Origin of the sequence: Vibrio hannami, from assembly GCF_029589055.1 — a bacterium.
GTDB lineage: Bacteria > Pseudomonadota > Gammaproteobacteria > Enterobacterales > Vibrionaceae > Vibrio > Vibrio hannami.
In genome coordinates, this window is the sequence record NZ_JARQZP010000003.1 from 1882658 (window position 1) to 1904551 (window position 21894).

Here is a 21894-nt window from a genome sequence, read left to right on the forward strand (position 1 = left end):
ACAGGCTCACTAGTTGGTTTAGGCTCATTCTGTCGCTTCGTGAACGGCTTCTTTTGTGTCCTTCCAGATTTTGGAAGAGTCATCTTTTACGCCTTCCCATGTATTTGAACAGCCGCCTAGAAAAAGTGCCATAACTACAGCAACAATTGATAATTTCATTATAAGTACCTCTAAATCCTTTATTTGGCTCCAATAACCAGAAAACACTATACAGATTCAATTAGTTGCTTTGAATTCCACTTTTTGGATTGATGACTAATTTTCAACAATGAATGGATAAAAAAGGTGATTAAGATCACAAAAGAACACTGCAATTTCTTGCCAGGAAGAACAGAGGCCTGCATTTTTCGCAGGCCTGTTTAGTCTACTCAAGCATAATACTTCTCTTACGAATAAAATTAGGCAGTTCGATTCCCCATCTCGACAGCTCTTCTTCGCTCAATATTACTTCGCCAATCTCAGGAACTTCGACATAAGGAAATTTTCCGGAAGTTAAGATCTGATTCACTGCCTTTGCAGCACTAGCTCCCTGGAAATAGCCACTAACGGCTATGCCACCCATCGCTTTTCCTTTCCCTGCGCCGTGCTGCCAGAAAGTAAATACAGGAATACCGCTATGTATACATGTCCATTCGGACACAGTGTCATCAGGGACTTGTTGATTATTGTTGTCTCTAAGCGATGCATAGCTGCCGATCACAAGTGCATCGTAGTTATCTCTATTTAGTGTGGTAACCCGAGATTTCCATTCACTAAAACTATTGGTCATAAACACTTCTAATGTTGTGCCATCAACATCGATAACATCTTTGTCGTCGAGAGTATGTAATCTGATGCTATTAGAAGTCGTACCGCTGTCCATCATGATTAGTACGCGCTTATTTAACGTAGGAACCAATTGAGAAATAAGATTTAGATTTTGCTTTAGTGGAGGGCGTTCAAGTACTCCGGCTACATTATTGGGTAATTCGTGGTTATCAAAATAGGTTCTGGGATCATTATTAACGCCGAGAAAAACGAGGGGGAACCCCGCATTTACGATGCGTTGTCCCAGGTATTTCAACGCATTGTCATCCATAGTAACGACCAGGTCTGGTCTGTTCGTTACTATATTTGACCAAATCTCATCTGCTATGGCCTGAAATAGATCTTTATCAATCCTTTTGGTGTCCATTTCATAATAAGTCAGCTTATACGAAGGGTTAATGGTTTCTTCTAACCCTTGCCTTTCAGCCTTTCCCCATGGGTAACTTGAATGATAGCTGTCTATGATGGTGATATTTTTTGCATATGCTAATGATGAGCACAGAGTAAATAGGATCATTAACGAACTGACGACAAGATTGATGCGCATATAGAGCTTCTCGTTTTGTAAGCGTTTTAGTTATTTGTTTATGCAAGTATAGAACATCATTGCTCGAACTTTACGTGATGAAGCCAGGAAGGGAAGGGCGGAGTTTGAGCCTTTGATAAAAAATTGATCTAGATGCATAGATAAGCGTAATAAGTGGCTAGACCAGCAATATTACTGTCGATATACAACACACAGAATGTTATAAATTAGCGACTACTAATTATAAATTTAAATACAACATTAGATTATATTATGTCGGGGATATTTATGAATGAGTTTAAGCTGAGAATCTCAGCCACGCTAGGTACGATTATATTTGCCATAATCGCAGTACTTATCGCAGTCAGTTTCTTATCTTTTGAAAAAGAAAGTGTTTTTCTGAACAAAAGCATACTTATGGAAAAAAATGCTACCGTTGATGTAGATTTAACGCAGAAATTTAATAGTTATCGAAGTGTTTTATCCGGTGTGCAAGCAAGTACTGCTGATATATCTGATAATGGGCTTTCTAAAGAAGCCATTACTCAACTTGAGATGCTTTACAGAACGCAGCAGCAGTTCATTGAAGGGGCATACTTAATTGATCGAGATGGTGGCATTTACAATGTTAAGGGTGAAAAACAAGGCTTTAATGTAAAAGAGCTTAATCGTTCTTATTACAACGCTATGTTTGTTCAAGGAAAAAGCTTTTTTGTTTCCGCTCCCTTTGTATCCGCTGTAACCCAAAAAGACATTGTTGTGTTAGCGTACAAAATTGATAACTCGGTTGCTGTTATAACTTCAATTTACCTGGACGCCCTTCTAGGTAACTTGTACCAGCGTGAAGATATGTTCTTGTATTCTGACGATGGAACAATATTAGTTTCACCATATAAAGATCTTCTGGGCAAGAATATCTATCAGGAACGACCTCTCTATAAGAGTTTTAGCGCCAGCTCACCAGAGCTTCATTATAGCGCTTCTGTAGATGGCGAAGACACTGGTTTTACCGCGTTCTGGAGCCAGCTTGAAGTAACGGGTTGGAAATTTGTTACGTTCATCAAAGATTCTAAAATTGAACAAGGTGCAAGCAGTCAGTTAACAACTTCAATGATAATTGGTGTCGTTTGTTTGCTTATTGCGTTGGGTGTTTTACTTCTTACACTTGAAAAAATGGTTCTTAAACCAGTAGGCGGTACACCAGATGAAATTGCATCTCTTATGGAGAAAATGGCGGAGGGTGATTTTACCCAGAAATTAAGTCATACAGGTAAAGAAACGGGAATTTATCGTTCACTTATCAAACTATCCAGTCAGCTTTCTGAGCTAATTAAAAATACCCATGGTATATCTGAAAGTGTATCGTCAGCTTCTCAGCAGCTTAATGTCATTATGAATGATACAAAAGCTAATGCTCAGGAAGAACTGTCCCAGGTAGAGCAAATTTCAACTGCCATAAATGAGCTGTCATCTACCTCTCAGGAAGTAAGCCAGCAAGCAGTGGCTGCAGAGGATCAGGCTAAGGGTGCAAAAGATAATGTGGAAAGCGGTAAGTTAACACTAGAGAAGAATATCAGCCTGACGGATTCGATTAATTCATCTGTCAACGATAGTGCAGGTATTGTGGATGAGCTAAGGCAGTTTGCGCTTGAAATTGGGTCGGTAACAGAGGTGATTAACTCGATATCTGAACAGACTAATCTACTGGCGTTAAATGCTGCTATCGAGGCGGCAAGGGCTGGAGAGCATGGACGAGGGTTCGCAGTGGTAGCTGACGAAGTAAGAAGCCTTGCATCAAAAACTCAGAAATCGACAGTTAGTATCCAGGATATCATTGAGAAGTTGCAAACCCAGTCAGAGAAGGCACAAAGCAATATGGCGCAAAACGTCGAGCTTATTGAGCAGTCTGTTCAGTTAGCAGACCATGTTAAAGCCTCTTTTGAAGAGATATCTACGGCAGTAGAGTCTATTTCAGAGATCAATACCCTGGTAGCGACTGCTGCTCAGGAGCAATTTAGTGTAACGGAAGATATCTCTAAGAACACAACACTGGCTTTTGATCTGGTTCAGCAGAACGTGTCAGGTATTGACGAGACGCTTCAAGCTTCTGCAGAACTCTCACAGTTGGCAGAAACTCAAAAGAGTGAGCTGGATTTCTTTAAGGTTTAACCTTTCCCATTTCCTCAACATGAAATACGCGCTGGCATGTATACTGGCGCGTTTTTTATTTCTATTAGGTTTGAAAAGCAAATAAATTTAACTCGGTTTCCGACTTATTCTTTGTTAAATAATAGTCACTAAGTTTGTCTGGTAAGAGCAGTGGAATAAACCGCATAAAATTCATAAAAATAAGGGAAGCTTTGGCCTAATACCGATCTCTATCACACGCCCATTTACTTATAAGTACCATTTTCATTTAAAAATGCGTTATGAGTATTTTTTGATAAAAAATAAGTAACATGTTAACTAAAAGTCAATATGACCAATTGACTATGTAACTTACTTATTAGGCTGTTTTTATCTATAAAATCAGCAAGTAATGCCGGTGTTATTTTTCCTAGCAGAATAACGAGTTGGCATATACAATCCCGCCAAATAAAAAATATAACAATTAAATAACCTACCGATAACCTGGGTTTGTCTATCAGCCTGAGTTGAGTAGTCAGCCCCCTATGTAAAGCAAAGTAATTCAAAAGGTCCAATGAAATGAGCCCAGAAAAACACCTACAAGAATGGCAAACTAGCCAAACGATTGCGGAAACCATTACCCCTATGATTCGTCAACTTTATCGCCAGAAAGGCGTGGAAGTACTTTTGTTTGGCAAAACCCTGGTTAATGCATATGTAATAGACATCATCAAAACACACCGCCTGGCTCGTCATTACACTGGTTCCCCTTTATCTTTACAACAGACTCTTCCGGTTATTCAGGCTCTGACGGAGTTAAGTGAGTTATCTCCTTGCCGAGTCGATATTGGGCAATTGGCTCACCAATACTGGTCATCTCATGATAGTGAAGATCAGATGAAAGATTTTCTGTATACCGCTTTGACTAATGCTATGAACGCAGGGAGCGTGTCTGAACCAAAAGACGTTGTCCTATATGGTTTCGGGCGTATTGGGCGACTGCTTGCTCGTCTGTTGATAGAAAAAAGTGGCCCGGGCTATCCATTGCGTTTGCGTGCTATCGTTGTTCGTGGTGGTAAAGAGGGCGATCTGGAAAAGCGAGCCAGCCTTTTGAGGCGAGATTCCGTACATGGTCAGTTCAATGGCAGCATAATTGTCGATGAAGAGCGCAAAGCTATCATTGCAAATGGCAACAACATACAGGTTATCTATGCAAACAAACCAGAGGATATTAACTATAACGACTACGGTATCAATAATGCTCTTGTTGTAGACAATACCGGGGTATGGCGTGATCAAGAAGGCCTGAGCCAGCATGTGAGGTGCCAGGGGGCAGAAAAGGCTCTACTAACAGCACCAGGCAAAGGTGCAATTAAAAATGTGGTATTTGGTGTGAACGAAGACGTTATTCAACCAGAAGACACCATTATCTCCGCAGCAAGCTGTACGACTAACGCTATTACACCGGTACTTAAGGCGATAAACGATAAGTTTGGTGTAACTTCTGGTCATATTGAGACCGTCCACTCTTTTACTAATGATCAGAATCTGATTGACAATTTCCACTCAGGAGAGCGTAGGGGACGTAGTGCCTCATTGAATATGGTTCTAACTTCCACTGGTGCAGCGTCTGCGGTAGCCAAAGCGCTGCCGGAGTTAGCCGGTAAGCTAACCGGAAATTCGATTCGTGTCCCAACTCCGAATGTATCAATGGCTGTGGCAAACCTGAATCTTGAGAAAAGCACAAATAAAGATGAGTTGAATGCTTATCTTCGCGATATTGCTTTGAATTCTCCATTGTCAGCACAGGTTGACTACACTGAGTCGACCGAAATCGTTTCAAGTGATCTTGTAGGTTCTCGCTATGCTGGTGTCGTAGATGGCGCTGCTACCATAGCTCAGGACAACCGATGTGTTCTGTACATATGGTACGACAACGAGTTTGGTTATAGTTGCCAGGTTATTCATTGTATGGAACAGATGATGGATGTACGCTACAAGACGTATCCAGCTATAGTCTAGTGACTTATCGAATAAGACTCCACAACGCCTAAAACTATAATATGTGTATTTCGATTGCCGCTCCTCTGTAAGAGCGGCTTTTTTGTATTTACATTCGCATACAGAATGTACTGCTCTTCGCTTTGTATATCGGTTACTCACCGTCAGCGAATATTTTAACTCTTCAATAACTGTTTTAGTTCTTCAATAAGCAATCTGGTGCCTTTAGTTGCGCCTCGATGAGGATAAACGGCATAAACTGACTGCTCCGGAGGGAGTGATAAATCCGGTAGTATCTGAACCAACTCACCAGATTCAAGGTAATCATCTGCCATATAATCGGCTATCTGCGCAAACGCATTTCCGGCGAGCGCAGCACGCACAATTAGATCTGCATCATTGACTACAAAATTGCCATTCAGCGTTTCTGATACCAGCTCGTGGTCATCATTAAAGTACTGGAGCTTATTTCTGAACAGATTTTTTCTTCGATATAAAGAGGCAGGCAGTGCAGCAAGATCCTGAACAGAATCTGGTTTGCCGTGCTTTTGGATAAAGCAAGGGCTGGCAACCAGCTTCATGCTAACGTCTGTTAACTTAACGGCTATCAGGTTGGAATCTCTAGGCTCCCACTGCCTGATTGCCACATCATAGCCTTCTTTTATGATATCGGTATGAGCGTCCGTTATTTCCAACTCAAACACTACTTCAGGATATTGAGTTTGTATTGAGCGTATTGCCGGTTCTACATACTTTCTGCCAATAAATACTGGGGAAGTGACTTTTACGACCCCTTGCACTTTTTGCTGATAGTCGTGGGGAATATCATTAACTTCGTCCATTAGCAATTTGATCTGACGAGCTTTAGCGTAAACTTTTTCTCCAACCTCCGTGAGCGACATTGATCGGGTTGAACGGTTGAGAAGTATCGCGCCTAACTCGTTTTCTAATGACTTGATTTGTTTTGTCACTCTTCCCGGATCGGTATTGCGCAATTTGGCTGCATTAACAAAGCTTCCCTGATCGACAACATCAAGAAATACCAGCAGGTTTTTACTTTCGTTCATTGCTAATTCCACTGTCAAAACCGAACTATCGTTACAGAAATCATAACAGAAAAGAGCTGTTTCAAGCGCTCCCATTATTGCCCTCGGCGACAAAAGTATATTGGCTTTATGACTACTTATTCGGTGTTCTAGGTGGGCATAAGACAAGACCCAGATATCAATCCAGGCCTCCAATTTGAGCTCGTAGAGCGTTAACCCGCCCAGAGTAAAATAGCGAGAAGCTGAGGTAACAAGATTCGTAAGCACATTACCAGAGGATAGACGGTTGCATAGGAAAGCGCTGAAGCTCCACTTGTAGGATGCAGACCATTTGCAAATGCCAGTGCTGGTGGATCGGTCATTGAGCCGGCAAGCATACCGCAGATTGTCAGGTAATTAAGTCCTCCGAATATTCGGGCTAGAACACCAACGGTAACGAGCGGTGTAAAGGTAATCATTACCCCATAGCCCATCCAGCTGAAACCATCTCCATTAACCAGAGTATCTACAAAGCCACCTCCGGATTTTAGTCCGACAACCGCAAGGAAAAGAACAATGCCAATTTCCCTTAAAGCAAGATTGGCACTAGGTGGCATAAACCAGTAGAGCTTTCCGATGCTCCCGATTCGAGACAGAACCAAAGCAACTAACAGAGGTCCGCCAGCTAAGCCAAGCTTAATCGCAGCCGGTAGGCCAGGAAGGTAAATCGGAATGGAGCCCAGAAGCACACCAAGTCCGATGCCTAAAAAGATTGGCAGCATCTGTACTTGATTCAGTTTTTGACGCGCATTACCTAATACGCTGCTGGCTGAATTGATAGCACTTTTATGCCCTAACAGGTTGAGTATGTCACCAAACTGCAGTGAAGTTTCTGCATTCGGAACCAATTCAACACCCGCACGGTTTAGGCGAGAAACCACAACATCGTATTTCTCTTTGAGAGCCAGATCGCCAATCTTTTTGCCCAATACATTTTCGTTGGTTACAACAATGCGTTGAGACTTTAACTCTGTTCCTTTGGTCGAAAGATTGGCTTCAACCTCTTCACCAATGATTAGAATGGCCTTTTCAAGTGCGTTGTCTTCACCTACAAGATGGAGAAAGTCGTTTAACTCTACATGTGTTTTCTCATCGGGGATAATGAGGTCACTGCCGCGCTTCAACCTTGAACAAATCAACTCTCCCTTGGTTAGACTCAAAATATCGCTCAGAGGAAGGCCATTCAGGTTGGTATTCTTCAGCTCGACGTTTTTCGACAGTAAGCCCTCTTTTTTCTGCCCGCTGGCTATTTCAAACTGTTCTGCTTCTTTGTCTACATCTACTTTAAAGACCAGTCGGAGCAACCACATGGTGAGAAGAATACCGCATATACCAAAAGGGTAGGCGACCGCATAACCCATGCCCGTTAAGCCGATCATTTCACTGCTTACCCCTAGTTCACTGAGGATCTGCTGTCCAGCCCCCAGAGATGGCGTGTTGGTCACCGCTCCAGAGAACACACCAAGCGCAACCGGAAGCGGGATATCAAAGAGGTGATATATGATAACGGTAACGAGACCGCCTAAACCTACTATTAGTGCAGCAAACCCGTTGAGCTTGAGTCCGGAGCTTCGAAGCGAAGCAAAAAAGCCAGGGCCAACCTGAATACCAATAGTGTAAACGAACAATATTAAGCCGAATTCCTGGATAAAATGTAAGGTGTGTCTGTCGAGTTCTACGTTGAGAGTTTGAGCAAAGTGGCCGACGATCAAACCGCCGAACAACACACCGCCAATACCCAAACCAACACCGCGAACTTTCCAGTTCCCTATCCACAATCCAAGCACTGCTACCAGCGATAACAAGCTGATAGATAGTGCAATATCACTCATAGTTCTATCTCCTTAAGCTATTAATAATTCTTGTTAATTCGCGGAGTCGGATCAGAAATATCCTGGATACAGGCAAAAAAGTAGTAACGACAAATGCGAATTTTCTGAAAGCAATAGTTGGATATTGAGTCGGTCAAGCTCGGTAAGAACTGATTTCGCTTCTAACGAAAGGAGTGGTTAGAGAGTTGGCATACGGCTGCTAAGTAGTAAAGAACTGCCTCCAGACTTTATAGAAATTATCATATCAACTCAGGCTCATTGAACTAGCAAATGAGTTCAATAATGTGTGTTCGATCAGAAAATGATTCAATCTTAAATTATTGATATTTATAAGTATAATTCGTATTTCTAAGATTTCATTTTTGGTAAGTGGCGGGGTTTGTCTGGTAAAAGTCAGGTGAACATTACTACCCACCTGACCAACTTTACTTAATAACGAAAGCTCTGTTAATCAACGTCAACCAGGTATCGGTTAATCTTCCAGGTATTAGCCTTTTCACCTTGCTTTAGAACAAAGCGTACGCGACCTTTTACTTCTATCGGAGTTAGTGGATCTGGCTTTTGATTGGCGGTGAAAGTGACATCGCATGTGGCCTCAATGCTGTCAGCCGTTTTTCTGGTTAACATAAAGTTCTCGACCTTATGGTTGCTATCAACAAAGACTTCGTTTGTTTCAGCGTAAAACAGCAAGTATTCCTGTTCGGTACGAATTTTACGATCCGGAGTACTCATCAGGAACCCATCCCAATCGAAATCTTCTGTAAATGCATCTGTGTCTGCACGAGCGTCAAACTTGCTGTAGTAGTTCAGAATAAACGCTTCGGCCTGTTCTTTCGCCGGGTCAGTTGCGAACACTTCGGGGTCAGCAACGGAATAGTCGATAAGGCCTTCTTCCGCGCCGCCGTAATATGTTTCACGATGTCCTTCGTTAAGCTCTAAGTCATGCTTAAAGCGATACACCAGATCAGGATTTGCAATATAGGGTTCACCGAACGCCACAAGGTCAACCAGACCAGTGTCCAGCATTTCCTGGGCTGATTCTTTAGTGTATCGACCTGCAATAATGACCTTACCACTAAATACATCACGTACCTGCTGGCGGAAAGTGATCGGTACCTCGCGGAAGTTCATCACATTCTCAGAGAAATGCACGTAAGCAATACCTAGTGGTTCAATTGTTTCAAGGAACTTAAGCACTGTCGTTGGCATATCAAAGTCATCAGCCGGATGGTCAATGGTTAGATAGGGAGATAATCGAATAGCGGTTTTATCCGCACCTATTGCATTGGCTACCGCTGTAATTATCTCAACAGCAAAACGAATACGATTTTCATCGCTGCCGCCATATTCGTCAGTGCGCTTATTGGTTGCTTTGTGCATAAACTGTTCGATAAGGTAGCCGTTAGCACCGTGAAGTTCGATGCCATCAAATCCAGCCTCAATAGCATTCTCTGCCGCTACCACATACTGCTGAATCACTTCCTGGATATCTCCATGATTCATTTCGCGAGGGATTTCTGTCTTCAGGAAACCATAACCCCCTTCAGCAAGAGGGCCAAATGCAGGGCTAACTCCTTCAACCGGAGACGAAGAAATTGGCAGTTCTCCACCTGTAATGGCTTTATGTGATGTACGGCCAACGTGCCATATCTGAGCAAAGATAGCGCCACCCAAATCATGAACAGCTTTAGTTACTGGTTTCCAGGATTCAACCTGTTCTTCGGTGTACAGACCGGGAGTAAAGGAGAAACCACGACCCAATGTAGAGATAGGAATACCTTCTGAGATTAGCAAACCAGAGCTAGCACGCTGACGATAATATTCGCGCATCATATCATTAGCCAGATCGCCCGGTAGGGTTGCGCGTGAACGGGTCATAGGTGCCATTGCAATACGGTTTCTAAGCTCTAGCTGACCCATTTTCAGGTTACTGAAAAGCATCTTTATTCCTTATTCAATTATTGTCGCAGTCAGTCCTGATATATCAGGAACAAACTTAACTTCAGAGTTAAAGATGGCATCATAGGTCTGTACTCAGGTGAGAAAAAGAACGATAAAAACAATTTACTCTTGTTATTTATGACAATAATTAGTGAAGGATAAGTTTTGGTAGCCTACCTTTAGCCGTTAGGAGAGGCCGAGATTAATGTGGTAATGTTTTCTAACAAGAAAGGGAGATAGTTTTAACAGTACATCAATGTATTAATAATGTACTAGTGTTTATATTAGAGCGTCATTGTCCCCGGGTAGATTAAAATGAGCATTATACGAGAACGAAGTAGAGCTATCGCTACTTTAATCATTACTCTATTACTATCGGGTTTTATTGCACTTTATTATCCCTCTGCTATCCCTGACTCTACCGATGTAGTCACAGAGTTAGCGAAGACTATTGCATGTGTCTACTTGCTATTCAGCCTGGAAAAGCTTAGAGAAGATTCAACGGTTTACAAAGCTCTATTTATCTCCATGTCTCTTTTGGTTGTAGGTAACGCGATTGACTTTATGGATGAGTTTTTTGAGGTGCGAGGTTTTTTAGACATCGCTGAAGATGTTGTAAGAACATTGGGGTTTATATTTTTTATGTCCGCCTGTATTCATTGGGTGAAACACCATATCCAGAAGCTGGCGCATATGAGGCACCTGGCTGAAGTTGATTCATTGACGGGTGTACCTAATCGAAGAACTTTCCTCAAACTGACGGAAGAATACTTTGATTTAAACGAGAAAAATTCTTCGCATGTAAGCTTATTGGTTATAGATGCTGATAACTTTAAAAACATAAATGATACGTATGGTCACCCAGTTGGCGATAAGGTTCTGATAGAAATCGCAAACACTATCAAACTAGCGTTACGAAAAGGGGATTATGTTGCCAGGTTAGGTGGTGAAGAGTTTGTAGTGCTCTTAAAAGAAACAGACCGCGAGAAAGCGGCAACCATTGCGGAAAGAATACGTATAAATGTCCAGAAACTGAACGTCTATAATCTCTATAAGAACGTAAAATGTACGGTCAGTATTGGTGGAGCAACATCAAGCGGTCATTTGCTGAGCTTCGAAGAACTGTACCATCGAGCAGATGAAGCCATGTATAAGGCTAAGTCTCAGGGAAGAAACTGCTATTGCTCTTATGACAACACATAAATAAAACCACGGCGGGTGATTCGTTCAATATCAGAGATTGGCAGGGAAATATGGCGTTTATTAAAAATAATATCTGGCTTGCATTCTATTTTGTCGTTCTAATCTGGACTTTGTTCATAGGAGTTGCATCGTATATTACCTATCAGGATGTTTATGATGATTATAGCGATGATGTCCGAAACATTACTCTGCTCAAAGCGATAATACCGCTTCCTTCAACACCAGAGATGAACGGCAATTCTGGCATCATACCCGGAGGCATGTTGCCTTCACGGATAACCGTATCGATGAAGTTGATTGGTGCTGCTTTTATCTGAACCAGGACCTGGCCTTCTTTTAGTGCTGGTTTGTCGATTTCTTTGTAGATAAGTTTGTCGCTACCGCCAGTTTGTTCTAATACTACCGCTTTCATGTTCTTCTCCTGTTCGGCAACTTGCCGTCATTCGTTATCAAGGTACGGGAGAAATATTAGTTGGCCTGAGGGATGAAAAAAATAAGCGATATGGGACAAGTGAATTGCAAAAATGGGATAATAGTCTGAGCCCTAGTCAGGAATCTATCGAAATTTAGCGCTGATATTCAGTTGATTATCATGTGTGTTATATGTGTTTTCTATGCTCTATTTTGCTTCAAGAGCTCCTTAATTTCTGAGAGCTCTCTTTGTAGCTGCTCTACCTGATTGTGGGTAGCAAATATTTGCCTTGATTCGTATTCCGAGGTGATGATTGGATCGTCAGACTCTTTGTCTTGTTCTGCTAAGGCATGTTCTGTCGTCATGGTTTCAATAACCACACCAATCATCATATTCAAAAATACAAATGCAGTAAGGAAGATAAAGGTAAGATAGAACACCCAACTCATTGGATAAACTTCCATGGTCTCATACATGACGTCTGTCCAATCCTCAAATGTAGCCACCCGGAACAACGTCAACATAGATATCGAGACATCGCCCCATAAAACCTTGTTGATAGATGAAAATAACAAGCTTCCTACAACGGCATAGATGTAGAAGATGATAAACATCAACACAGCGATATAACCCATCTTCGGAATAGCTTTGAACAAAGCATTAATCAACAGCTTAAGCTGAGGTACGGCCGATACCAGTCGAAGCACTCTGAATACGCGAAGCAGGCGCGCAATCAATATACCTTGCCCTGCGGTGGGTATTAGGCTCCCAACGACGATGATTGAGTCAAACCAGTTCCAGCCGCTCTTGAAGAAGTCTAGTTTATGTTTGTATGAGAAGAACTTGATGACAATTTCAACCAGAAAAAACAAAAGGATAAACTGATCTAACCAGTGAATCGCTACGCTCACGCTTGTTGGTAGTTCAAACGTGTTAGCACCTATGGACAGTGCCGCGAGGATAATAACCACAACAGTGAAAGCCTGAAAATACTTGTTATTATTTATTGTGGTTAAGCTAACGTGCAGCGAAGAAATCATTGATACGAGCCCTTTTACTAAGACAACATTGAATATAATCAATCGAATACGACAATTGACAGATGTTACTTAATTGACGACTTTTGTAAACGTTTCTTTAACTTTCTTTGAGGCCGCCGAAACGAGACCTCAAAATTCAGCTGAACAAAAAAAGAACCAACAAAACAAAATCTCAGTTTTCACAGCTAAAAAATCGGATGACAAAATTTTCAAACACTATATATTGTGCCTCCCATAATTAATAGCACCATATAAAGGCTGTGAGAATATCATGAGTAATGTCGTAGTCATCAAGAGAGACGGTTCAAGAGCCCCATTCAATGCGGAGCGTATAGTGTTGGCTGTAATGAGTGCAGCAGAAGCAACAGGACGTGAAAGCACGGAAGGTTATGCTAAACAAGTAGCGGATAAGGTTCAGACCAGTCTTTCAGATAAGTACGAAGTCGATATTCAGGAAGTTCAGACGTTAGTTGAAGATGAGTTGATGCAGGGACCACACAAAGAGGTGGCCCGGGCTTATATCGAATACCGTCATGACCGTGACATCTCTCGTGATAAGAAAAGCTTTCTGACCCAGGAAATCCAGGGGTTGATTGAGCAAAGCAATATTGATGTTCTAAACGAAAATGCCAACAAAGATGGCAAGGTAATCCCGACACAAAGGGACCTGCTGGCGGGCATCGTTGCTAAGCATTACGCTAAAACTCACATCCTTCCAAGAGACGTTGTTAAGGCTCATGAGAGCGGTGATATTCACTATCACGATCTGGATTATGCACCGTTCTTCCCAATGTTTAACTGCATGTTGATTGATCTGCGTGGAATGCTTACTAACGGCTTCAAGATGGGCAACGCTGAAATCGACACACCAAAATCGATTGCTACTGCGACTGCGGTAACCGCACAGATTATTGCTCAGGTCGCTTCCCATATTTATGGCGGAACAACTATCAATGGCATTGATGAGATCCTTGAGCCTTATGTCATGGCGAGCCATGAAAAAAACCTGGAGCTTGCTAAAGAGTGGGATATTCCTAATCCTGAAGCTTTTGCCAAATCAAGAACAGAGAAAGAGTGTTTTGATGCCTTCCAGTCACTGGAATACGAAGTAAACACACTTCACACTGCCAATGGCCAGACACCGTTTGTTACTTTTGGTTTTGGTTTAGGAACTAGCTGGGCTGCAAAACTGATCCAGAAATCTATACTGGTAAATCGACTAGCTGGTTTGGGTAAGAACCGTAAAACAGCAGTATTCCCTAAGCTGATTTTTGCTATCAAGGATGGTCTTAACCTAAACTCTCAGGATCCGAACTATGATATCAAGCAGTTGGCGCTGGAGTGTGCCAGTAAGCGCATGTATCCGGATATCCTGAACTATGACAAAGTTGTTGAAGTGACGGGTTCATTTAAAACCCCAATGGGTTGCCGTAGCTTCCTTAATCCATACGAAGAGAATGGTGAACTCATCCATGATGGGCGCAACAATATAGGCGTGGTTAGCCTTAACCTGCCACGTATCGCAATTCAGGCCGAAGGAGATGAAGCTAAGTTCTTTAAAATTCTTGATAAGCGTCTTCAGATGGCGCGTAAGGCACTTGATACCCGAATTGAAAGGTTGGAAAACGTGCCTGCATCGGTTGCACCTATTTTATATATGGAAGGCGCTTGTGGTGTTCGCCTAAAACCTGAAGATTCAATCGCTGAGATCTTTAAAAATGGACGCGCCTCCATCTCTCTTGGCTATATTGGTGTGCATGAAACCGTTACAGCCCTTTATAAAGGTAAAGATAAAGGTCATATGTTCGATGAGCCTGAACTTACTCAGAAAGGTCTTGAAATCGTTGCCTTCCTAAAGCGTGCTGTAGATTCCTGGAAAAACGAAACCGGGTATGCGTTTAGCCTTTATGGCACACCAAGTGAAAATCTGTGTCATCGCTTCTGTGCTCTGGATACTAAAGAGTTTGGTGTTATTGATGACATTACCGACAAGGGTTATTACACCAACAGCTACCATCTGGATGTTCGTAAGGATGCAAACCCTTACGACAAGATAGACTTTGAAATGGGTTATCCTCAGCATTCGAACGGTGGCTTTATTTGTTACGGTGAATTCCCGAATATGCAGCGCAATATAGAAGCTCTGGAGGATGTCTGGAACTATAGCTACAGCCGCGTGCCTTATTACGGAACCAATACACCGATAGATGAGTGCTATGAGTGTGGCTACGAGGGTGAATTTAACTGTACCAGCAAAGGCTTTGTATGCCCGAAATGTGGTAACCATGATCCTGCTACAGTTTCTGTCACTCGCCGTGTTTGTGGCTACTTGGGAAGCCCTGATGCGCGCCCATTCAACCTGGGCAAACAAAATGAAGTTGCCAAAAGGGTGAAACATCTTCCGGGTTCGGTTACGCCCACCGCTGGCATTGAAGAATAAAGGTGAGCTAACGCTATAAATAAACAGGCATCAAAGTGGTGTCTGTTTTTACATTTACTTGATTATAACTGGAATATAGGAGTTCCAAACGAATCTAACATCCAGAAAAGGATAATAAATAAGATGAAAGACTTTGAAAAACTAATCGAAATCGCACGCAGAAAATCTTTATTTGATGAAGGTAATGATTGGTCTAATGGATCTGAAACCTATCTTTCTGAAATCAAAAAAGAAGTTGATGAGGTTGTAGAGGAAGTTCCAAAGTCTCGAGTGTGCTACCTGGAAGATGAACTCGGCGATGTGCTTTGGGATTATCTCAACGCTGTTATTGCGCTAGAGAAAGAGCAGGGTGTGCAGCTATCTTCAGTACTAAAACGTGCCAGTCAGAAATATGATGAGCGAGTTTCCGGAATTGAATCAGGCGAATCATGGAAAGACGTTAAAACCCGGCAGAAGGTTCGGTTAGAAGAAGAGCAAAAGCTAAAGAGCGCTGAATAAACAGCGCTCTTTCTATTATTAGTTTGTCGGTACTAGTTTGTAGAAACTGCGTTCACAGTAAACGAGTAACCGTAGGCACCGTTGTGGTAGTGGTAATCGGCGTCAGTCAACTTAACTTCAACACCTTGAGATTTAGCATATTCAAGGCCAGCAGTACGACCCTTTTTTTCGCTCATAGAGCTTGTTAGTTCTGGCAATGGTGACCATGAAGTATCCATAACCAATACGCGGTTTGGTTCATCCATAGAAGCGTGAATATTGAAAGTTTCGCCGTTCTCAGTTGTGAACTCTTCAAACTCACTCATGTTGAAGTTCGAATCAGTAATGAAATACTGGATAGTGTGCTTGATTGGAAGCATAACTGATGCCTGAGTAGCAGCAGACCAGATGCTAGATGTTGCGATGACCAGTGCGATAGCTAACTTTTTCATGTTTTTCTTCCTTTGTGCTTAATTCGTTTAAGGTTTTAAGTAGTGCCTCTTTGGTATGTGCTTATATTGCGGTATTGGAGTATTTCAAGTGAATTCAATCGAACTTAGTGTTCAATTGAAATAGGTAACACGTGGATAGAAGTAACAATCACCTGGTGCTACTATAGCGCCTCACTCTTTTAAATCTTTATGACCCTGTAGTGTTAAGCGCGTTTCTTCATCGTAGTCGCCATATCTTTTACTTTATGTGGCACCGTCTCAAAGCTAGTGGTTGGCAGATGCTCGCCAGTTATCTGGTGGTGCGCGCTACGTTAATCACCTTGTTTATTCCATTAGATATTTGGGTGACCTCAAAGTTAATGAGTGTCTATGGGGTAACGGCAATTGCTAATCAGGAGTTGCTGTCTTTCTTTTTGTCTCCGGTCGGATTTTTGCTGAGTATTTGGTTTGTCAGCCAGCTCAGTTTTATATTTTTTGTCGAGCACTCGACCATTTCAATTTTGCTAGCACAGCACGAACTCGGTAAACGCTCCATATTCGATACCGTAGGCCTGATAATCCAGCGCACATGGCGAATGTTTAAAGTGGTTCTGGCGCAGTCGGTCGGGATCAGTTTATTGCTGGTCAGTATTGTGTGGGTGGGGCGCTGGATATTTGGCATGATGCTTAATGACTGGGACATCAATTATTATTTAACTAATCAAACAAGCTCTTTATGGTGGGCTGTTGGTCTGCTGGTACTCGTCACACTACCCGTGGTGCTGCTGGTGCTACGTTACTGGGCGAATTGGTGGCTGGCGTTGCCATTGAGCTTGTTCCAAAACTGTTCACAATGGTCTCTGTTTCAGCAGGCGCGCCGGTTAAGTCACAGTATTTATTGGCACATCGTGATTGGTCATGTCGCGTGGCTTTTTCTTCGAATTATGGTTGCGGCCATCTTGTTGGCGAGCTTCTTTATTGCCCTGGAACCCGCACTATTATGGGCCACTTCTGATCCTGAACGCTATCCATGGTTAATGGCATCGGGGCTTTTGCTGTTTGCGGTGTCACTTGGGGTTAGCTTTGTTGACCGATTTATCTACGCCAGTTGTCAGTTTTATATACTGCGCTTGCGAACTAAACAACTAAAGCTGGTCAATCAAACTCAGCGACGAGCAGGGCTGAACCAGCAAACACGCTATCCGGCGATCATGACGATAGCAATCGTGGTGGTGAGCTCCCTGGCTGGTCATGCTGGCTATAGCGACGTGCGTGACTTTGTTACTCGCCTGCAAACTGATGGCTTTGGGTATGTAACCGCACACCGAGCTGGCGGATTTGCGCGCGCTGAAAACAGTGAAGCGGGCATAAAATATGCGATTGAGCTAGGCGTTCGAAGCGCCGAAATTGATGTACAGCTGACCAAAGATAAACAGATTGTAGTGTTCCACGATCGCGATCTGGGGCGTATGATTGGTGACCCGCTAGTGGTTGAAAATGCTACTTATGCACAGGTTAAGGAAGCCTACTTAGCGCAAAAGCATCTGCCGCCACCATTGCTCTCCGACCTATTAGATAACTATGCCGACCAGATTGAGTTTAACATAGAGCTCAAACGTTATAACAAAAGCTTTGAGCTGGCTGATGCAATCTCACAGTTGCTGCAAAATTACTCCCAGGCGATGGTGCTGTCGAGCTTAGATAGTGAGTTGCTGGCGAACGTGATGGCCCAAATGGGCGCAATTAGGCCGCCCATGCTGCGCTTTGCGCTCATATACGCGGCTAGCTTTGGCGAGTCGGAGCTAGAGCGCGATGTCGACATGCTCATGGTCAGCGAACAGTGGCTCAATCCATGGAGAATTATCGAGATTCAGCAGCGTCAGCAAGAAGTGCTAGTGTGGACCATTAACAGCGCGGCTAACATGGAACGACTATACCTGCTTGGAGTCGACAGCATTATCACTGACGAGCCTGCGCTAGCCAAAGAAGTAAAAGCCAATATCAAAACCATGAACTTTGCTGATCGAGCGCTGCTAACTTTGCGTCATTGGATGTCGTTGTAAGGCGAGAGTGATAACCAGATAGCTTTTGGTCTATACCTCCCGATCTTTCATCATCGCCAGCAAATCCTTAATCAAATTCTCCCTGTCATTTTTAGCTCTTTCTACTACCTCAGGGTGGGTATTAGTCACTGGCTCATAAGTACTACTCCAAATCATCATTTCTAACATGATCGGCATCATATCTAGCCCCGCCTGAGTGAGCCGATAAACCTTGCGTCGTTTATCCCTTTTGTCCGGTTCTTTGCTGATCAAGCCATCTAGTTCTAAACGTTCCAATCGGTTGGAGAGAATGTTTGTCGCCATTTTCTCATCGGAAGTCTGGAGTTCAGAGTAGGTACATTTACCAAAAAACGTTAAATCCCTCAGGATAAGCAAGCTCCACTTATCACCTACAAGATCGAGAACATTTGAAATTGGGCAGTTAGATCGTTTCGGCATCATAGTTTTCCTTTCGAAACAGCGTTCCTCATTGTATTTAACTTGCATACTGCAAGCAAATATATTAACTTGCAATTTGCAAGTTATATTAATGAGTATCTTCTGGCTGATTAGGAAAATGACATGGAAAGACCAATTATTAATTTCGAATCTCTCAGCAAGCCACACTGGAGTGAAGCAGATCAGAGTAATGCGAAAGCAGTTGTGAAGTTTGTACAGCTGATCATGAACGACCATAACTTTGACGAGATTCTTAACCGATTTTCAGGACAAACCTATACACAACACAACCGAACGATTCCGGATGGTATCGAAGGGGTCGTGAAAACGGTTAGCGCTTTAGTTAAGACCTCCCCTGAATTTAGCTACGACGTGAAGCATATTTTTGTTGATGGGGAACACGTGATTTTGCACTCTCACGCTACTTTAAAAGCAAAGCACCGAGGTGACGAGTCTCAAGGGATGAACATCATCGACACCTGGCGTCTAGATCAAGGCAAGTTAGTTGAGCACTGGGATTCAGTTGAAGGTATTAGCTTCTCAATGCGTTTGTACTCTCTGCTCACTGGTGGACAGAGAAAAAACTCGAATAGTATTTTTTAATAAGAGCGAAAAACAACCATGAATCCAATTGTTATTGCATCAGTGTTGTTATCGTTGTTATTAGCAGCCTGTATGCCAAATGATACAGATGAAACAGGCACCACTGATCAAGAGTCACAAACAAACCAACTGCTCAACCTGAGTATTACGGGGTTAGAGTACGCAACGGAAACTCAATCGGGAACACTGTCAAACGGTGATTACCAGTATATCGAAGGAGAAACTGTTGTTATTTCTTTACTGGGAAAAGAGCTTGCAGAATTCGATGCGAGCCAGGGTTTAGTATTAGCTGATTTCCCGGATAATGAACAAGACCTGGGCACAGCATTCTTTGATGGCCAAGGATTCGAAAGCTTTCAGGAATTGGCTAATCTGATTCAATTATTGGCCAACCTCGACAACGACGGCGTTTTAGATAATGGCATAGATGTTTCGTCGTACTCCGGGCAAAGCCTTGTGACCACAGATATCGATTTAAACGTTTCTCCAGATATTTTTTATGAGGAAACACTCATTGAGTTAGCTAATGAGCTATCTACGACCAGGTCAGTGACGCCCATGGTATCTATTGCTTATCTGTATGATATCGCTGAACAAGAGATGACGTACTATCAACTGGATACCCTGGTAACCGATACTGGCAATGACAGTACGGTAGATCAGTCCTCCACATATTTCTATTCAGCCAAAGGCTACAAAGAACAGGTGTCTGTTGCTGATGATCAAGATATTGTGACGAATGAGTATGTCTACGAGTACGATGATATGGGACGATTGCTGGCATTGCGTTATCCCAAATACAACTCTTCTGGAAGCCGTACATTTGAAAGAGGGTATACCTACGTTTTTAATCTGTTAGGTCAGGTTGAATCGAAAACTTCCTATTACGACTATAACGGAGATGGGGCACCTGATTCGGCAAGTACGGAACACTATGACTATAACTCAAAGGGGTGGTTAGAAGTCGAAACCCAGGATCGCTCTAATGGTGATACTGTCATACAAACCCACACGTATAACAATGACGGTACAGTAAAAACCATCCATGAACTCGAATACGACGACGAAGATGTTCTTGATTCGCAAGAGCTTATTACCTACACATATAACTCTGCAGGATTAGTCACTGAAAAGAGAACAGACAAAGATATCGATGCAGACGATACCTATGACTACTATGATCTCGAAATAAAAACCTACAATAGCAATAACGATGTTCTTAGCTCAAGCGATGCAACTTACACAAGTGGGGATGATTTAGAATCCGAATCGTTACAAGTAAACGTGTATAACGATAGCGGCCACCAGACTGAATATAGCTACTGGAATGATTACGATGGTGACAATATCGTCAACTATCGTTCTCAGGAAACCTACTCTTTAAATGAGGAGGGGGAGACAACAGACAGTCTTCAAAAAGTCTATCAGGATGGTGTCACTCTCAGTAGCACCCGCCGTTACGTATTCCATACACCGAGCCTTGGGTTTCAAGGAGAATATACCCGCTATGACGATGACGATGCTGACGGTTCTGAGGATAGCAGCCGCTACCAGCTAACCAGTTATGATGACACTGGTTCCCGTATTAGTGAGATCATCAATCGAGACGATGATGACAATGATGGTACAGTCGATTCGGAAGACCTGAAAACATACAATTATGATGTAGCCATTAATGGTGTAGGTGCGTTTCTGACCAACGTGTATGCCAGTCGTAACTAGTTACTCAGGTAAGTTCTCTCCACCGTCATCCATCCTGGCAGGACGCTTCCAATAGTTATATTGAGGCGTCCAATCGGCAGGAGCTCATACCTGCTAATCCGAGCAAGCTCCACATAGAGCAATAGAGGTCTCCCGGACCAAATATACATGAGCTTCTCCTGTATATCCGATCACCTTCTTTCTCATACACAACGGCACCGGGCATGTTGTTTTCTCCCTGAAGTACAGATTGCTCTTTTATGTACTCCCCACCTTCATGAGAAGCCATATTGAAACGCCATCCTCTTGAGTTCGCAAACTGTCGCTGTATCTCTGGGGTATCTTTTGATACTAAAACAACAGACATGGTGGACTCTAAATGAGGGATAAAGCCGTTAAACCCATCAGCCCAAAGTGTGCAGTATCGGCAACCTTGCCCCATATTGTGGATAACCAGAAGCTTGTCCCTGTTATCAAATAGCTCAAGTAGAGACACGTCACCATTGAGAGCGTTGAAGCTATAATTTCGAACTTCTTCTCTGTCGGGGTTGTGTTTACGTAGATCGACAAGCTTTTTGTTTAGCTCGTAAATTTGTTGTTCGAGTTCCTGAACTTCTGAGTTTGCCATAATGACTACCCTCACGTCTGTTGATTAACGGATCAGATGAAATAAGCCTAGTCAGTATGGTGATGATTGCCAGCGTTGGCGTAAAGATTATGTGGTGAAGAATCTGAGTGAGCTTCTTTGACCGTGAAATCAGAACAAA

General features: G+C 42.7%; 18 protein-coding genes. 8 read left to right on the plus strand and 10 right to left on the minus strand.

Features of this window, described 5'->3' with window-relative positions; all coding sequences use genetic code 11:
* Positions 1-24: 24 nt before the first annotated feature.
* Both P7F88_RS10190 and P7F88_RS10195 read right to left on the minus strand, forming a co-directional pair.
* Entirely contained in the window at positions 25-159 is a 135-nt protein-coding gene (locus P7F88_RS10190; RefSeq protein ID WP_277824282.1) for an entericidin EcnAB, read from the minus strand.
* 205 nt (positions 160-364) lie between these two features.
* Complete coding sequence (locus tag P7F88_RS10195) at positions 365-1354, minus strand: ABC transporter substrate-binding protein (RefSeq protein ID WP_277824284.1); 990 nt, start codon at positions 1352-1354, stop codon at positions 365-367.
* A 267-nt stretch (positions 1355-1621) separates the two neighbouring features.
* Between P7F88_RS10195 and P7F88_RS10200 the strand changes: the two genes are divergently transcribed.
* Positions 1622-3502, plus strand: coding sequence for a methyl-accepting chemotaxis protein (locus P7F88_RS10200; RefSeq protein WP_277824285.1), 1881 nt, complete (start codon positions 1622-1624; stop codon positions 3500-3502).
* 537 nt (positions 3503-4039) lie between these two features.
* Entirely contained in the window at positions 4040-5482 is a 1443-nt protein-coding gene (locus P7F88_RS10205; RefSeq protein ID WP_277824287.1) for a glyceraldehyde-3-phosphate dehydrogenase, read from the plus strand.
* 155 nt (positions 5483-5637) lie between these two features.
* Here P7F88_RS10205 and P7F88_RS10210 read toward each other — a convergent pair whose 3' ends face one another.
* From P7F88_RS10210 to P7F88_RS10220, 3 genes are all read right to left on the minus strand, one after another.
* Positions 5638-6528, minus strand: a complete 891-nt coding sequence (locus P7F88_RS10210; RefSeq protein ID WP_277824290.1) for a LysR family transcriptional regulator — start codon at positions 6526-6528, stop codon at positions 5638-5640.
* A 191-nt stretch (positions 6529-6719) separates the two neighbouring features.
* A complete protein-coding gene (locus tag P7F88_RS10215) occupies positions 6720-8378 on the minus strand; it encodes a putative transporter (RefSeq protein WP_277824292.1) in 1659 nt (552 codons plus the stop codon).
* A gap of 447 nt (positions 8379-8825) precedes the next feature.
* Positions 8826-10319: an alkene reductase gene (locus P7F88_RS10220; RefSeq protein ID WP_277824294.1), complete on the minus strand. Its 1494-nt coding sequence runs from the start codon at positions 10317-10319 to the stop codon at positions 8826-8828.
* A gap of 315 nt (positions 10320-10634) precedes the next feature.
* On the opposite strand from P7F88_RS10220, the gene P7F88_RS10225 reads away from it, so the two are divergent.
* Positions 10635-11522, plus strand: a complete 888-nt coding sequence (locus P7F88_RS10225) for a GGDEF domain-containing protein (protein ID WP_277824296.1) — start codon at positions 10635-10637, stop codon at positions 11520-11522.
* A 160-nt stretch (positions 11523-11682) separates the two neighbouring features.
* Here P7F88_RS10225 and P7F88_RS10230 read toward each other — a convergent pair whose 3' ends face one another.
* Entirely contained in the window at positions 11683-11934 is a 252-nt protein-coding gene (locus tag P7F88_RS10230) for an alcohol dehydrogenase catalytic domain-containing protein (RefSeq protein WP_277824298.1), read from the minus strand.
* A 200-nt stretch (positions 11935-12134) separates the two neighbouring features.
* Positions 12135-12974, minus strand: coding sequence for an ion transporter (locus tag P7F88_RS10235; protein ID WP_277824300.1), 840 nt, complete (start codon positions 12972-12974; stop codon positions 12135-12137).
* Positions 12975-13245: 271 nt separating this feature from the next.
* Between P7F88_RS10235 and nrdD the strand changes: the two genes are divergently transcribed.
* Positions 13246-15414: an anaerobic ribonucleoside-triphosphate reductase gene (gene nrdD, locus P7F88_RS10240; RefSeq protein ID WP_277824302.1), complete on the plus strand. Its 2169-nt coding sequence runs from the start codon at positions 13246-13248 to the stop codon at positions 15412-15414.
* A 123-nt stretch (positions 15415-15537) separates the two neighbouring features.
* On the plus strand, positions 15538-15912 hold the full coding sequence (locus P7F88_RS10245) for a MazG nucleotide pyrophosphohydrolase domain-containing protein (protein ID WP_277824304.1): 375 nt from the start codon (positions 15538-15540) through the stop codon (positions 15910-15912).
* A gap of 32 nt (positions 15913-15944) precedes the next feature.
* Here the strand turns inward: P7F88_RS10245 and P7F88_RS10250 are convergent, their stop codons facing one another.
* Positions 15945-16343: a hypothetical protein gene (locus P7F88_RS10250; RefSeq protein ID WP_277824306.1), complete on the minus strand. Its 399-nt coding sequence runs from the start codon at positions 16341-16343 to the stop codon at positions 15945-15947.
* Positions 16344-16621: 278 nt separating this feature from the next.
* On the opposite strand from P7F88_RS10250, the gene P7F88_RS10255 reads away from it, so the two are divergent.
* Positions 16622-18385 carry a glycerophosphodiester phosphodiesterase gene (locus P7F88_RS10255; protein ID WP_277824308.1) on the plus strand — a complete coding sequence of 588 codons (1764 nt, stop codon included), beginning with the start codon at positions 16622-16624 and terminating at the stop codon, positions 18383-18385.
* 30 nt (positions 18386-18415) lie between these two features.
* Here P7F88_RS10255 and P7F88_RS10260 read toward each other — a convergent pair whose 3' ends face one another.
* A complete protein-coding gene (locus tag P7F88_RS10260; protein ID WP_277824310.1) occupies positions 18416-18826 on the minus strand; it encodes a winged helix-turn-helix transcriptional regulator in 411 nt (136 codons plus the stop codon).
* Between the two features lie 120 nt (positions 18827-18946).
* Between P7F88_RS10260 and P7F88_RS10265 the strand changes: the two genes are divergently transcribed.
* Both P7F88_RS10265 and P7F88_RS10270 read left to right on the plus strand, forming a co-directional pair.
* Positions 18947-19426: a nuclear transport factor 2 family protein gene (locus P7F88_RS10265; protein ID WP_277824312.1), complete on the plus strand. Its 480-nt coding sequence runs from the start codon at positions 18947-18949 to the stop codon at positions 19424-19426.
* An 18-nt stretch (positions 19427-19444) separates the two neighbouring features.
* On the plus strand, positions 19445-21148 hold the full coding sequence (locus P7F88_RS10270; protein ID WP_277824314.1) for a hypothetical protein: 1704 nt from the start codon (positions 19445-19447) through the stop codon (positions 21146-21148).
* A 55-nt stretch (positions 21149-21203) separates the two neighbouring features.
* Here P7F88_RS10270 and P7F88_RS10275 read toward each other — a convergent pair whose 3' ends face one another.
* Positions 21204-21755: a DUF899 family protein gene (locus P7F88_RS10275; RefSeq protein ID WP_277824316.1), complete on the minus strand. Its 552-nt coding sequence runs from the start codon at positions 21753-21755 to the stop codon at positions 21204-21206.
* Between the last annotated feature and the right edge of the window lie 139 nt (positions 21756-21894).

Bases quoted from the DNA above. Each gene is read 5' to 3' on its own strand.
- P7F88_RS10190 (WP_277824282.1), bottom strand. From the start codon at position 159: ATGAAATTATCAATTGTTGCTGTAGTTATGGCACTTTTTCTAGGCGGC.
- P7F88_RS10195 (WP_277824284.1), bottom strand. From the start codon at position 1,354: ATGCGCATCAATCTTGTCGTCAGTTCGTTAATGATCCTATTTACTCTG.
- P7F88_RS10200 (WP_277824285.1), top strand. From the start codon at position 1,622: ATGAATGAGTTTAAGCTGAGAATCTCAGCCACGCTAGGTACGATTATA.
- P7F88_RS10205 (WP_277824287.1), top strand. From the start codon at position 4,040: ATGAGCCCAGAAAAACACCTACAAGAATGGCAAACTAGCCAAACGATT.
- P7F88_RS10210 (WP_277824290.1), bottom strand. From the start codon at position 6,528: ATGAACGAAAGTAAAAACCTGCTGGTATTTCTTGATGTTGTCGATCAG.
- P7F88_RS10215 (WP_277824292.1), bottom strand. From the start codon at position 8,378: ATGAGTGATATTGCACTATCTATCAGCTTGTTATCGCTGGTAGCAGTG.
- P7F88_RS10220 (WP_277824294.1), bottom strand. From the start codon at position 10,319: ATGCTTTTCAGTAACCTGAAAATGGGTCAGCTAGAGCTTAGAAACCGT.
- P7F88_RS10225 (WP_277824296.1), top strand. From the start codon at position 10,635: ATGAGCATTATACGAGAACGAAGTAGAGCTATCGCTACTTTAATCATT.
- P7F88_RS10230 (WP_277824298.1), bottom strand. From the start codon at position 11,934: ATGAAAGCGGTAGTATTAGAACAAACTGGCGGTAGCGACAAACTTATC.
- P7F88_RS10235 (WP_277824300.1), bottom strand. From the start codon at position 12,974: ATGATTTCTTCGCTGCACGTTAGCTTAACCACAATAAATAATAACAAG.
- nrdD (WP_277824302.1), top strand. From the start codon at position 13,246: ATGAGTAATGTCGTAGTCATCAAGAGAGACGGTTCAAGAGCCCCATTC.
- P7F88_RS10245 (WP_277824304.1), top strand. From the start codon at position 15,538: ATGAAAGACTTTGAAAAACTAATCGAAATCGCACGCAGAAAATCTTTA.
- P7F88_RS10250 (WP_277824306.1), bottom strand. From the start codon at position 16,343: ATGAAAAAGTTAGCTATCGCACTGGTCATCGCAACATCTAGCATCTGG.
- P7F88_RS10255 (WP_277824308.1), top strand. From the start codon at position 16,622: ATGCTCGCCAGTTATCTGGTGGTGCGCGCTACGTTAATCACCTTGTTT.
- P7F88_RS10260 (WP_277824310.1), bottom strand. From the start codon at position 18,826: ATGATGCCGAAACGATCTAACTGCCCAATTTCAAATGTTCTCGATCTT.
- P7F88_RS10265 (WP_277824312.1), top strand. From the start codon at position 18,947: ATGGAAAGACCAATTATTAATTTCGAATCTCTCAGCAAGCCACACTGG.
- P7F88_RS10270 (WP_277824314.1), top strand. From the start codon at position 19,445: ATGAATCCAATTGTTATTGCATCAGTGTTGTTATCGTTGTTATTAGCA.
- P7F88_RS10275 (WP_277824316.1), bottom strand. From the start codon at position 21,755: ATGGCAAACTCAGAAGTTCAGGAACTCGAACAACAAATTTACGAGCTA.